This window comes from Comamonas endophytica, assembly GCF_023634805.2.
GTDB lineage: Bacteria > Pseudomonadota > Gammaproteobacteria > Burkholderiales > Burkholderiaceae_C > Comamonas > Comamonas endophytica.
Genome location: NZ_CP106881.1, coordinates 2,484,724 through 2,496,846, shown reverse-complemented (window position 1 = coordinate 2,496,846; position 12,123 = coordinate 2,484,724). Strand labels below are relative to the sequence as shown.

10 protein-coding genes are annotated in these 12,123 nt (G+C 68.6%); 3 read left to right on the top strand and 7 right to left on the bottom strand.

Translation table 11 applies throughout. The features are described 5' to 3' along the window. Window positions 1-22 precede the first annotated feature (22 nt). Window positions 23-1,531 (top strand): cryptochrome/photolyase family protein, encoded by a 1,509-nt coding sequence (locus M9799_RS11240; RefSeq protein ID WP_231041764.1) that lies wholly within the window; start codon window positions 23-25, stop codon window positions 1,529-1,531. Between the two features lie 38 nt (window positions 1,532-1,569). Here M9799_RS11240 and M9799_RS11235 read toward each other — a convergent pair whose 3' ends face one another. After that, entirely contained in the window at window positions 1,570-3,978 is a 2,409-nt protein-coding gene (locus M9799_RS11235; RefSeq protein ID WP_231041763.1) for a FimL-related protein, read from the bottom strand. A gap of 125 nt (window positions 3,979-4,103) precedes the next feature. Beyond that, window positions 4,104-4,256 carry a rubredoxin gene (locus tag M9799_RS11230; RefSeq protein ID WP_231041762.1) on the bottom strand — a complete coding sequence of 51 codons (153 nt, stop codon included), beginning with the start codon at window positions 4,254-4,256 and terminating at the stop codon, window positions 4,104-4,106. 114 nt (window positions 4,257-4,370) lie between these two features. Between M9799_RS11230 and thiD the strand changes: the two genes are divergently transcribed. Then, window positions 4,371-5,360, top strand: coding sequence for a bifunctional hydroxymethylpyrimidine kinase/phosphomethylpyrimidine kinase (gene thiD, locus M9799_RS11225; protein ID WP_231041761.1), 990 nt, complete (start codon window positions 4,371-4,373; stop codon window positions 5,358-5,360). Beyond that, window positions 5,344-6,648, top strand: a complete 1,305-nt coding sequence (gene hemL / locus M9799_RS11220; protein WP_231041760.1) for a glutamate-1-semialdehyde 2,1-aminomutase — start codon at window positions 5,344-5,346, stop codon at window positions 6,646-6,648. Before thiD ends, hemL begins: the two co-directional genes overlap by 17 nt. A 247-nt stretch (window positions 6,649-6,895) precedes the next feature. Here the strand turns inward: hemL and M9799_RS11215 are convergent, their stop codons facing one another. From M9799_RS11215 to dusB, 5 genes are all read right to left on the bottom strand, one after another. After that, complete coding sequence (locus M9799_RS11215; protein ID WP_231041759.1) at window positions 6,896-8,392, bottom strand: APC family permease; 1,497 nt, start codon at window positions 8,390-8,392, stop codon at window positions 6,896-6,898. Between the two features lie 211 nt (window positions 8,393-8,603). Beyond that, a complete protein-coding gene (locus M9799_RS11210; protein WP_231041758.1) occupies window positions 8,604-9,008 on the bottom strand; it encodes a c-type cytochrome in 405 nt (134 codons plus the stop codon). Window positions 9,009-9,020: 12 nt separating this feature from the next. Next, window positions 9,021-10,607, bottom strand: coding sequence for a bifunctional phosphoribosylaminoimidazolecarboxamide formyltransferase/IMP cyclohydrolase (purH, locus tag M9799_RS11205; RefSeq protein WP_231041757.1), 1,587 nt, complete (start codon window positions 10,605-10,607; stop codon window positions 9,021-9,023). Between the two features lie 55 nt (window positions 10,608-10,662). Further along, on the bottom strand, window positions 10,663-10,896 hold the full coding sequence (locus tag M9799_RS11200) for a Fis family transcriptional regulator (protein WP_175502886.1): 234 nt from the start codon (window positions 10,894-10,896) through the stop codon (window positions 10,663-10,665). Further along, the gene (gene dusB, locus M9799_RS11195) at window positions 10,893-11,954 is read right to left on the bottom strand and encodes a tRNA dihydrouridine synthase DusB (protein ID WP_231041756.1); all 1,062 of its coding nucleotides are present in this window, start codon (window positions 11,952-11,954) and stop codon (window positions 10,893-10,895) included. The genes M9799_RS11200 and dusB overlap by 4 nt, the downstream gene beginning before the upstream one ends. Window positions 11,955-12,123: the final 169 nt, after the last annotated feature.

Sequence of the window (12,123 nt, the reverse complement as noted above, 5' to 3'; positions counted from 1 at the left end):
TCATTGATTTTAACGGTGATCCATGGCACTTTCGGGACCTGTGGGCTTGGTCTGGCTCAGGCGCGACCTGCGCGTGCGCGACCACGCCGCCCTTTACCACGCGCTGCGCAGCTGTTCGCAGGTGCATTGCGTGTTTCTTTTCGACGCGGAGATCCTCGCGCCGCTGGCGCGCGCCGACCGGCGCGTGGAGTTCATCCGCGAAAGCCTGGTGCAGCTCGATGCCGATCTGCGCGCGCTGTCGGGCCATGCCGGGGGCGGGCTGATCGTGCGCCAGGGGGTGGCCGCGCAGGAGATCCCGCGCCTCGCGCAGCAGCTTGGCGCGACGGCCGTCTTTGCCAACCACGATGACGAGCCCGATGCCCAGGCGCGCGATGGCGCCGTGCGCAAGGCGCTGCAGGCGGCGGGCGCGGCGCTGCACACCTACAAGGACCATGTCATCTTCGAGCGCAACGAGGTGCTGACGCTCTCGGGCAAGCCCTTCAGCGTGTTCACGCCCTACAAGAACGCCTGGCTACGCAAGCTCAATGCCTTCTATCTCTCGTCCTACCCCGTGGAGCGCCACGCGCAGCAGCTGGCACCCCGGCCCGAAGGCGAACGCCGGCCCGTGCCGGCCCTTGCCGAGATGGGCTTCGAGCCGACCAATCTGTCATCCCTGCCCCTGCCGCCGGGCAGCGCGGGCGCGGCCAGGCTGCTGGCCGACTTCCTGCCGCGGCTGGCCGACTATGGCGAGGCACGCAACTTCCCGGCCGTGAAGGGCCCGAGCTATCTGGGCGTGCACCTGCGCTTTGGCACGGTATCGATACGCGAGGTCGCGCGGCTGGCCTGGGAGGCTTCGCAAAAGCACAACGCAGGCGCGGCCGTGTGGCTCAGCGAACTGATCTGGCGCGATTTCTACCACCAGATCCTGGCGCACCACCCGCGCGTGGCAACGCACAGCTTCAAGCCCGCGTATGACGCGATCGAGTGGGAGCAAGGCGCCGAGGCCAGGCGGCTGTTTGCCGCCTGGTGCGAGGGCCGCACCGGCTACCCGCTGGTCGATGCGGCCATGGCGCAGATCAACCAGACCGGCTACATGCACAACCGGCTGCGCATGGTGACGGCCAGCTTTCTGGTCAAGGACCTGGGCATCGACTGGCGCTGGGGCGAGCGCTACTTTGCCGAGAAGCTCAATGATTACGACCTGGCGTCGAACAATGGCGGCTGGCAGTGGGCGTCATCGAGCGGCTGCGATGCGCAGCCCTATTTCCGCATCTTCAACCCCGTCAGCCAGAGCGAGAAGTTCGACCAGGCGGGGCGCTTCATCCGCCACTATGTGCCGCAGCTGGCGGGACTTCCGGACAAGCTGATCCACGCGCCCTGGCAGGCCGGGGCGCGTGAACTGGCGGCGGCAGGGGTGGAGCTGGTGGATGCGGGGCAGGTGCCGGGGATGGGGAGCTATCCGCGGCCGCTGGTGGACCATGCGCAGGCGCGCGAGCGGACGCTTTCGAGGTATGGAGTGGTGAAGGGGAGCGTTCAGGACGAACAATCCTGATTCCCCTGCCCCAGGCGGCCAGGCCGCTACGGTTCGCCTCAGTCGCGCAGTGCGCCAGGCACGGCCACCTCTGCATGCCCCCTGCCCTGCCGGACCGGCTCCAGGTGCTCGTCCTCGGCGGCCGCAAGCTGGCGCTGCAGCCTGCGCTGCACCGCGGCCACGTCGGCGACCGACCCGGCCATCCTGCGCATGCGCTCGTGCATGCGCGTATTGCGATCGACTTCCAGCGCATCGGAGCCCTGCGCCGAAGCACGCGACAGCGCCTGGCGCCGCAGCTGCATTTCGGCCTGCAGTTCAAGGGCGCGCAGCGGCTGGCGCAGGCGCTCCAGGGTGGCGCCGAGATCGTGCAGCGAACTGCGCGCCTGCTCCAGGCACGCGTCCATGCGCGAGCGCGCCACCGATGCCTCGAGCGGCTGGCTGGCCAGCTGGTCCAGCAACCGCTGCAGCGCTTCTTCCACCGGGGGCTGCGGCGGCTTGAGAAAGCCCGCGGCAAACTGGTGCAGCAGCCGGCGTATCTCGCTGGCCGCGGCCTGGAACACTTCCAGCTGCTGCGCATCGGCCGCGCCCTGCGCCCGCGCATGCATCAGCGCCTGCTCCAGCAAGCCTGCCAGGCGGGAAAGATCCTTGAAACCCACCGCTGCGGAGCTGCCGGCCAGCGCGTGCGCACAGGCCGCCGCGTCCTCGGGCTGGGGCCGCTGCGGCGCAAGCCGCCATTCCTGCAGCATGGTTTCCAGGCGGCGCGACCACTCGTCGGCCGCGTTCAGATAGGCGTTGATGCCCAGGCCGTCGATCCGCCCGGCAGCGCCATCCAGGGCTGCGGCTGCAGGCTGCGCTGCGGCCTCGGGCACCTGCAAGCCCGCGCCGCACGCCAGCGCGGGGGCCAGCGCGGGCGCGCTCTGCGCCAGCGATTGGCTGGCCTGCAGCGCGCATTCAATGGCCGCGAAATCGATTCCCTCGGCTGCGTCCGCGTCGACGTCCGGCAGCGGCAAGGGGCTTGTTTCTTGCGTCTGCGGCAGCTGGGCTGGCGGCGCCGGCGTATCCAGCGCCATGCGGCGCCGGCGCGATGGCCGCAGCGCCACGGGAGCGCGCTGGCCCACAAGGCGCATGGCATCGGCGGCGGCGCGAAACGGCGTGGCCGACCAGTCCTGGTCCCGGCCATCGGCCATGGCATCCGCCCAGGCCGCAAGGGCCTGCAGGGCCTCGCGTGCCAGCGCCTGAAAGGCGGCCGGCACGGGTTGCTGCCCGTCCAGCCCGTGGAGCATCTGCTCCATGGCCGCACCGGCCTCGCCGAATTCATCGAGCCCGGCCATGCGCGCGCTGCCCTTGAGTGCATGGAAGGCGCGGCGCAGCTGCGCCAGCGCACTCCGATCCGCAGCGTCGGCGGCCAGCGCGGCCAGCGCTTCGACACCCTGGCGCACGGCCTTGTGCGCTTCTTCGAGAAAGAGGGCGCGCAGTTCGTCGCCCGTGCCCTCGGGGGCCAGGCTCAAGGGCGGGCGGCACTCCAGGCCATACGCGGAGCGCACCGCACGCAGCACCGATGGCTGCGCGCCCGCGTCGCCGGCGGCCTGGCAGCCCGCCTGGGCGCAGAAGAACAACAGTTCCGAGGTCAGCCGCTCGGGCCGCCGGCTGTCGCCCTTGGCCATCGTGGCGTACTGCAGCAGCACGCGCGAGGTGGTGCGCTTGGCATAGATATCGGACTCGACCAGCCCCTGTGCCAAGGCATCGAAGAACCCGGCCGCGATGCGCCAGAAGGTGCGCGCTTCGGGCTCGGCCTGCGCGACCGCGAATCCCAGGCAGGCCGCGCGCAGCTGGGCCGCAGCCGCGGCCTCGCCGGTTTTGACGAATGCCAGCACGCTCGCATCGAGCACAGCGCGCGCCTGCGGCCCATAGGGCAGCGCCGGCGCGCCGTACGGCAAGCCATGGGGCACGCCCTCCTCCCACGCGGGTTCGGGCACGCGCTGCTCGGCCAGCCATAGATCCGCGGGGTGCACCTTGTCGTTGCCGGCCAGCGACTGCACCGCGCGGTATGGCGCAAACAGCGCCACGGCGGCCCCCTGCCGTCCCGCCTCCAGGTACTTCAGCAGCGCCAGGCAGGCATTTTCCAGCGTGCCCGCGGCTTCGGGCGTACAGCCATCGGGTTCCTGCGCCAAGCGCAGCAGCGCCGCTTCGAGGGCCTGCACCAGCAGCATGGGCGCGCCCATCTCCAGCATCTGCAGCGACCTGCCTGCCTGGTGCAGCGCCTGCTGCATGGCAGGGATGTCCAGCGGCCCGGAGCCCGGCTGTGCGTGCGGGGCGCTGCCGCGCGCGCAGCGCGCCAGCGCGGCGGCCATGCTCTTGAGCGATTCGTACAGCCCATCGACGACCCACGCCAGCGGCCCCGGGGCCTGCTTGCCCGGTGCCGACGGGGCAGCGGTTTCGGAATAAAAGTTGGAATCAGTGGAAGGCATGCGCAACTCCCCGGCTGTCAGGGCCGGCATGGGGGGACGGACCACAGGTTGTCTTGCCCCGGTTCGAGCGGCAGATGGGCTCCCAGGCCCTGGGAGGTTCTTCCCGGCGCAGGTTCAGCCTGTGCTCAAATTTCAACCATCTCGAAGTCTTCCTTGCGGGCCGCGCATTCGGGGCAGGTCCAGTTCATCGGCACATCCTCCCAACGGGTCTGCGGGGGAATGCCATGCTCCGGACAACCCAGCTCTTCCTGATAGAGCCAGCCACAGATCAAACACATCCAAGTCTTAGGGTTCGTCACAGCTTAAAGGGCCTTCACATAGAATGCAACGATTGTATCCAGTCATCACCCTGGCCCAACCAGCCGCAGTGCCGGTGCACACTAAGGCCTCCTATGACAAGCTCCCCCACCCCTACCACCGCCTCCGGCCCGACGCCTGAAGAGCTCGACGTCGCGCAGCCGGTGTGCGTGCTGGTCTTCAATGCCAACGACCCCAGCGGCGCCGGCGGGCTCACCGCCGACATCACCACCATCGCCTCGGTGGGTGGCCATCCGCTGGGCGTGGTCACCGGCACCTACGTGCGCGACACCGTCCGCATCTTCGAGCACCACAGCTTTGCCGACGACTGCGTCGACGAGCAGGCCCGCGCCGTGCTCGAGGACCTTCCGGTGCGCGCCATCAAGGTCGGCTTCGCCGGCAGCCCCGAGAACCTGGCGGTCATTGCCGAGATCTCCTCCGACTACCCCGAGCTGCCGATCATCAGCTACATGCCCGAGCTGTCGTGGTGGCGCGACGATCTGCTCGACCAATACCTCGATGCCTTCCGCGAGCTGGTGCTGCCGCAGACCTCGGTGCTGATCGGCAACCACAGCACGCTGTGGCGCTGGCTGCTGCCCGACTGGGACGCCAGCCGCAGCCCGAGCGCGCGCGACCTGGCCATGGCCGCCGACGCGCTGGGCGTGCCCTACGTGCTGGTGACCGGCATGCCGCTGCCCGAGCAGTTCCTCGACAACGTGCTGTCGACCCCGCAGGCGGTGCTCGCCAGCCACCGCTTCGAGATGTTCGACGGCACCTTCACCGGCGCCGGCGACACCCTGTCCGCGGCGCTCACGGCGCTGGTCGCCAGCGGCAATGACCTGATCAGCGCCACGCAGGAAGCGCTGGAATACCTGGACCACAGCCTGGACAACGGTTTCCGCCCGGGCATGGGCCATTTCCTGCCCGACCGCATGTTCTGGGCCCAGCCCGAGGACGACGAACTCGAGGCCGAGGCAGAACCCGGCGAGGCGGCGCCCGCGCCCGCGGACCCGGCCGGCCGATCGGTCAATGAACCCATGCCCCTCGAGGGCTTCGTGATGCCACCCCATGACACCAAACACTGACCTGAACATCCCCCTGTTCGAACGCGCCAAGGCCGTGATTCCCGGCGGCGTGAACTCTCCCGTGCGCGCCTTCAATGCCGTCGGCGGCACGCCGCGCTTCGTGCAGCGCGCCGAAGGCGCCTACTTCTGGGACACCAACGGCCAGCGGTTCACCGACTACATCGGCTCCTGGGGCCCGATGATCCTGGGCCACGGCCATCCCGAGGTGCTGGCGGCGGTGCAGCAGGCGGCGCTCGACGGCTTCAGCTTCGGCGCGCCCACCGAGCGCGAGGTGACGCTGGCCGAGAAGCTGATCGAGCTGCTGCCGTCCATGGAAATGGTGCGCCTGGTCAGCTCCGGCACCGAGGCCACGATGAGCGCGATGCGCCTGGCGCGCGGCTTCACGGGCCGGCGCAAGATCATCAAGTTCAACGGCTGCTACCACGGCCATTCCGACGCCCTGCTGGTCAAGGCCGGCTCGGGCCTGGCGACCTTCGGCAACGCCACCAGCGCCGGCGTCACGCCCGAGGCCGTGCAGGACACGCTGGTGCTCGAGTACAACGACATCGACCAGCTCGAGGAAGCCTTCGCGCTGTATGCCGACGACCTGGCCTGCGTCATGATCGAGCCCATTGCCGGCAACATGAATTTCGTGCGCGCCAGCGTCGCCTTCACGCGCCGCATCCGCGAGCTGTGCACGCAGCATGGCGCGCTGCTGGTCTACGACGAGGTCATGACCGGTTTCCGCGTCGCGCTGGGCTGCGCGCAAGCCGTCTATGCCAAGCAGATCCCGGGCTTCGCGCCCGACATCACGGTGCTGGGCAAGGTGATCGGCGGCGGCATGCCGATGGCGGCCTTCGGCGCGCGCCGCGAGATCATGGAAAAGCTCTCGCCCCTGGGCCCGGTCTACCAGGCCGGCACGCTGTCGGGCAATCCGATCGCCACCGCCTGCGGCCTGAAGACGCTGGAGCTGATCAGCCACGCGGGGTTCCACGAGCAGCTGCACCGCCAGACCGGACGCCTTATGAACGGCCTGTCGGAAGCCGCGCACGAAGCCGGCCTGCCGTTCTGCGCCGACCACGAGGGCGGGCTGTTCGGCTTCTTCTTCCTGCCGGAGCTGCCGACCACCTATGCCGAAGTCATGCGCACGGATGGCCAGCGCTTCAACAAGTTCTACCACGGCATGCTCGAGCGCGGACACTACTTCGCGCCGGCGCTGTACGAGGCGGGGTTCGTGAGCGCGGCGCATACGGATGCGGATATCGACCGGACGGTCGAGGCGGCGCGCGAGGTGTTCAAGACGCTGTAGTTGCGGGCGCCCTTTGCGGGGTCGGCCCAAGCAAGCGCATATCAGGGCACGGTTTTTGTACCGTTCGCCCTGAGCCTGTCGAAGGGTGAAGGGCCTGTACGAAAAAGCCCGCAGGGCCTTGCCGAAACGCATGGTCCTAAACTTGTGGGCAGGCCGTCCATCCTTCGACAAGCTCAGAACGAACGGTGATGAAGATGTTCGCCCTGTGCTTGAGCATGGGCCGTAGGGCGCCAACGTCCTGCGGCCTTCAGGTTGAATCGCGCCCACCCGCCAGCCGCGAATGCCGGGCCCCATAGGCCAGATAAACCACGACCCCCAGCGCCAGCCACACCACGAAGCGCACCCACGTCAATGTAGTGAGATTGAGCATCAGATAGAAGCACAGCGCCGCCGACAGCCATGGCAGCACGGGCGCGAAGGGCACGCGGTAATGCTGCGCGCGCTCCAGGTCCGGGCGGCGGCGGCGCAGCAGCGGCACGGCCAGGCTGACCATGACGAAGGCCGACAGCGTGCCGATGTTGATCATCTCCTCGAGCAGCCCGACATTGGTGAAGCCGGCCAGGAAGGCGACCACCGCGCCGCACAGCAGCTGCAGCCGCACCGGCGTCTTGCGCTTGGCCGAGGTCGTGCCCCAGGCGCGCGGCAGCAGGCCGTCGCGGCACAGCGCCAGCAGCACGCGCGAGGTGCCCATCAGCAGCACCATGACCACCGTGGTCAGGCCGGCGAGCACGCCCACGGCAATGACCTGCGCCGCCCATTCGGCGCCGACCAGCACGAAGGCCGTCGACAGCGAGGGGTGCTCGGCCTTGGCCAGCTCGGTGTAGGGCACCATGCCGGTGAGCGCCAGCGTGACCAGGATATAGAGCAGCGTGACCAGCGCCAGGCCGCCGAAGATGCCGCGCGGCAGGTTGCGCTGCGGGTCGCGCACCTCCTCGGCCGAGGTCGCCACCACGTCGAAGCCGATGAACGCGAAGAACACCAGCGCCGCGCCCGAGAGCACGCCGGTCCAGCCGTACTGGCTCGGGACCGCGCCCGTGAGCCAGGACAGCAGCGGCTGCCCCCAGGCATCGGCGCCGATGCTGCCCGGGCCGGCGATCGGCGGCTGCGAGGGCGGCACGAAGGGCGAGAAGTTCGCCGTATCCATGTAGCTGAAACCCACGGCGATCACGAACAGCGTGATCGCCACCTTGATCAGCGTGAACACGCTGTTGACGCGCGCCGAGACCTGGGTGCCGACGATCAGCAGCGCGGTGAACACGCCGACGATCAGCAGCGGGCCCCAGTCCATGGCCACCGGGCCGAGGTACACGGTGCTCGGCACCTCCCAGCCGCCCAGGCTGAACACGGTGCTGAGGTAGATGCCCCAGTACTTCGCCACCACGGCCGCGGCCGCGACCATCTCCAGCAGCAGGTTCCAGCCGATGATCCAGGCCAGCCCCTCGCCCATCGTCAGATAGGTGTAGGTATAGGCGCTGCCCGTCACGGGAATGCTCGAGGCGAATTCCGCGTAGCACATCATGGCCAGCGCGCAGGTCATGGCCGCCAGCACGAAGGAGAAGATCACGGCCGGGCCGGCAAAGCTGCCTGCGGCGCGCGCGCCTACCGAGAAGATGCCTGCGCCCACGGCCACCGCGACGCCCAGGATCATGAGATCGAACACCCCGAGGCTGCGCTTGAGCTGGCGCCCGGGCTCATCGGAGTCGGCCACCGCCTGTTCTATGGTTTTGGTTCTGAGCCACTGCATGCGCGTCCTTGCGAAATGGCGGCGCACCTGGTTGGCCCTGCCCTGTGCAGCAGCCGATGCGCCGTGGAAAATCGCGCAAGCATAGTGATTTGCGCATATCCCCACATGAGAAATGCGCGAAGGACCGCGAAATCGTTGGTTTATTGCGCGACTGCAAGCGCAGGCCGCGCCGCTGGAAGACGCAGCCATCGCCTTGCGCGATGGCGTTGCCTCAAGGCTGGCCGGGATCGGGCTGCGCCAGCACCCAGGCGGCCAGCAGCCGCGCCTCCTCGGGGCCGATATTCGGCTGGCGCGGCATCACCCTGCGGCCCCAGCGGCCCGAGCTGCCCTGCTGGATGCGCTCGGCCAATTGCGCGGGCGCGCTGGCGTCGCCGCGGTAACGCTGGGCGATCTGCGCGAAGTCCGGGCCGAAACGGCCATTGCCGTGGCAGCGCAGGCAGTAATTGCTCTGCACCAGCGCCGCACCGGCATGCAGCGTCTGCTGCGATTCCAAAGCGCCGCTGGGCATGGCCGGCGAGGTCAGGCTGCGGAAGGCCAGCACCAGCAGCGCCACCGCTACGGCGGCCACGCCGGCCGCCGCCAGCCAGCGCCGGGCCTTGAATGCGGGCGGCGCCATGGGGAGTGCCGATCAGTGGCGGAAGTGGCGCACGCCCGTGAAGACCATCGCCACGCCGCGCTCGTTGGCGGCGTCGATGACTTCCTGGTCGCGCATCGAGCCGCCGGGCTGGGCCACGCAGGTCGCGCCCGCGTCCACCACCACGTCGAGGCCGTCGCGGAAGGGGAAGAAGGCATCGCTCGCGACCACGGTGTTGCGCAGCGACAGCTTGGCGGCCTCGGCCTTGATCGAGGCGATGCGTGCCGAGTCAAGGCGGCTCATCTGGCCCGCGCCCACGCCCATCGTCATGCCGCCCTTGCAGAACACGATGGCGTTGCTCTTGACGTACTTCGCCACCTTCCAGGCGAACAGCAGGTCCTGCAGTTCCTCCTGGGTCGGCTGCTTCACGGTCACGACCTTCAGGTCGGCCAGCTGCAGCTCGTGGTTGTCGGCGGTCTGCAGCAGCATGCCCGAACCCACGCGCTTCGTCTCGATGGCGTTGCGCACCTGGTTGTAATCCTCGGGCAGCGCGATCTTCATCAGGCGCACATTGGCCTTGGACTTGAAGACTTCCAGCGCCTCGGGCGTGAAGTCGGGCGCCATCAGCACTTCGGTGAACTGCTTGGCCACGGCCTGGGCCGCGGCCAGGTCCACCGTGCGGTTGAAGGCGATGATGCCGCCGAAGGCGCTGGTCGGGTCGGTCTGGAAGGCCTTGGCATAGGCATCATGCGCGTTGCCGGCCACGGCCACGCCGCAGGGGTTGGCGTGCTTCACGATCACGCAGGCCGGGGCCTCGAAGCTCTTGACGCATTCCCAGGCGGCATCGGCGTCGGCGATGTTGTTGTACGACAGCTCCTTGCCCTGCAGCTGCACGCCGGTGGCGAGCGAGCCGGCGGCGGGCGCCAGGTCGCGGTACCAGGCCGCCTGCTGGTGGCTGTTCTCGCCGTAGCGCAGGTCCTGCACCTTGATGAACTGGCTGTTGGCCTGGCCGGGGAAGGCGGCGCGCGTCGGCACGTATTCCTCCGCCAGCTTCTCTTCCTCGAAATTCACGCTCGACAGGTAGTCGCTGATCGCGCCGTCATATTGCGCGATGCGGTTGAATGCCGCCACCGACAGCTCGAAGCGCAGCTTGTGCGACAGCTTGCCTGCGGCTTGCAGCTCGGCCAGCACGGCTGCGTATTGCGAAGCGTCGGTGACCACGCCGACATCGGCCCAGTTCTTGGCCGCCGAGCGCACCATGGCCGGTCCGCCGATGTCGATGTTCTCGATCGCGTCGGCCAGCGTGCAGCCGGGCTTGGCGACGGTGGCTTCGAAGGGGTAGAGGTTCACGACCAGCAGGTCGATGGTGTCGATGCCATGTTCCTTGAGCGCCGCCATGTGCGCCGGCAGCTCGCGGCGCGCCAGCAGGCCGCCGTGCACCTTGGGGTGCAGGGTCTTGACGCGGCCGTCGAGCATCTCGGGGAACTGCGTCACTTCGGCGACTTCGGTGACGGGCAGGCCCTGGTCGGCCAGCAGCTTGGCGGTGCCGCCGGTCGAGAGCAGCTTGATGCCCATGGCGTGCAGCGCCTGGGCGAATTCAACGATGCCGGTCTTGTCGGAGACGGAAAGAAGTGCGTTCATGGTGGAAGATCTTCAAAAGGAAACGGGAAAGTCGCGTGCGTCCGGCGGCCGGCGCTCAGAGCAGCTGGTGCTCGACCAGCTTCTTGCGCAGCGTGTTGCGGTTCAGGCCCAGCCATTCGGCGGCCCGCGACTGGTTGTGGTCGGCCTGGCTCATGACCACTTCCAGCAGCGGCTTTTCGACGACGCGCAGCAGCATGTCGTACATGCCGTTGGGCGCTTCGCCGTCCAGGTCGCGGAAGTAGCTCTCCAGGCTGTCGCGCACGGTTTGTTCGATGTTCTGGTTGCTCATGCAGTGTGTCCTGCGGATTCCTCTAGGGGCTGGGCGTCGCCGGACGCGGCCGCCGCCGGCAGCCGGTCCATCCGCGTGGCCAGCCAATCCAGGTAGTCGGCCACGGCCTGCGACTGCGCGCCGCAGTCCTCGATGGTGTTGATGTGTTGGCGCAATGCCTCCCCCCCGGGCAGGCTGCGCAGGTACCAGGCGATGTGCTTGCGCGCGCTGCGCACGCCGGTGCCTTCGCCGTAGAGGCTGTAATGGTCCTGCAGATGCTCGAGCAGCAGCCGGCGCAGCTCGGCGACCAGCGGCGGCGCCATGTGCTCGCCGGTGGCCAGGAAATGCGCGATCTCGCGGAAGATCCATGGACGGCCCTGCGCCGCGCGCCCGACCATGACGGCGTCGGCGCCGGTACGGGCGAGCACGTCGCGTGCCTTCTCGGGCGTGGTGATGTCGCCGTTGGCGACCACCGGCACGCGCACCGCGGCCTTCACCGCGGCAATCGTGTCGTATTCGGCAAAGCCCTTGTAGCCCTGCTCGCGCGTGCGCCCGTGCACGGTGAGCATCTGGATGCCCACGCCCTCGAAGGCACGCGCCAGCACCTCGGCGTTCTTATGATCGTCGCTCCAGCCGGTGCGCATCTTCAGCGTGACCGGCACATTGGCCGGGGCACAGGCCTCGACCACCGCCTCGGCGATTTCCACTGCCAGCTTCTCGTTCTGCATCAGCGCCGAGCCGGCCCACTTGTTGCAGACCTTCTTGGCCGGGCAGCCCATGTTGATGTCGATGATCTGCGCGCCGCGCTCGACGTTGTAGCGCGCGGCGTCGGCCATCATCTGCGCGTCGGTGCCGGCGATCTGCACAGAAATGGGCCCGGGCTCGCCCTCGTGGTTGGCGCGGCGCGAGGTCTTGAGGCTGTTCCACAGGTCCCTGCGCGAGGTCACCATCTCGCTGACCGCATAGCCCGCGCCCAGCGCCCGGCACAGCTGGCGGAACGGCCGGTCCGTCACCCCGGCCATAGGGGCGACGAACAGGCGGTTGTCCAGTGGAATATGACCAATGCGCAGCGCAGCCATGGGAAGGATGGAATGGGGAAGGAGACGGGGAAAAGGAGGCAGGATTGTAGCTGCTCAATTTTTCAGCAGAGCGAAACCGGAGCAAAACCATCGGCAGCGCATCAACTACCCAGGCCCGCTGTTGGAACACCGGCACTGCGTCGCTGCAGTAGGCCAAGCGCCCATTCTC

What these genes read in the sequence shown, in the direction of transcription:
- M9799_RS11240 (WP_231041764.1), top strand. Translation starts at nt 23, where the DNA reads ATGGCACTTTCGGGACCTGTGGGCTTGGTCTGGCTCAGGCGCGACCTG.
- M9799_RS11235 (WP_231041763.1), bottom strand. Translation starts at nt 3,978, where the DNA reads ATGCCTTCCACTGATTCCAACTTTTATTCCGAAACCGCTGCCCCGTCG.
- M9799_RS11230 (WP_231041762.1), bottom strand. Translation starts at nt 4,256, where the DNA reads ATGTGTTTGATCTGTGGCTGGCTCTATCAGGAAGAGCTGGGTTGTCCG.
- thiD (WP_231041761.1), top strand. Translation starts at nt 4,371, where the DNA reads ATGACAAGCTCCCCCACCCCTACCACCGCCTCCGGCCCGACGCCTGAA.
- hemL (WP_231041760.1), top strand. Translation starts at nt 5,344, where the DNA reads ATGACACCAAACACTGACCTGAACATCCCCCTGTTCGAACGCGCCAAG.
- M9799_RS11215 (WP_231041759.1), bottom strand. Translation starts at nt 8,392, where the DNA reads ATGCAGTGGCTCAGAACCAAAACCATAGAACAGGCGGTGGCCGACTCC.
- M9799_RS11210 (WP_231041758.1), bottom strand. Translation starts at nt 9,008, where the DNA reads ATGGCGCCGCCCGCATTCAAGGCCCGGCGCTGGCTGGCGGCGGCCGGC.
- purH (WP_231041757.1), bottom strand. Translation starts at nt 10,607, where the DNA reads ATGAACGCACTTCTTTCCGTCTCCGACAAGACCGGCATCGTTGAATTC.
- M9799_RS11200 (WP_175502886.1), bottom strand. Translation starts at nt 10,896, where the DNA reads ATGAGCAACCAGAACATCGAACAAACCGTGCGCGACAGCCTGGAGAGC.
- dusB (WP_231041756.1), bottom strand. Translation starts at nt 11,954, where the DNA reads ATGGCTGCGCTGCGCATTGGTCATATTCCACTGGACAACCGCCTGTTC.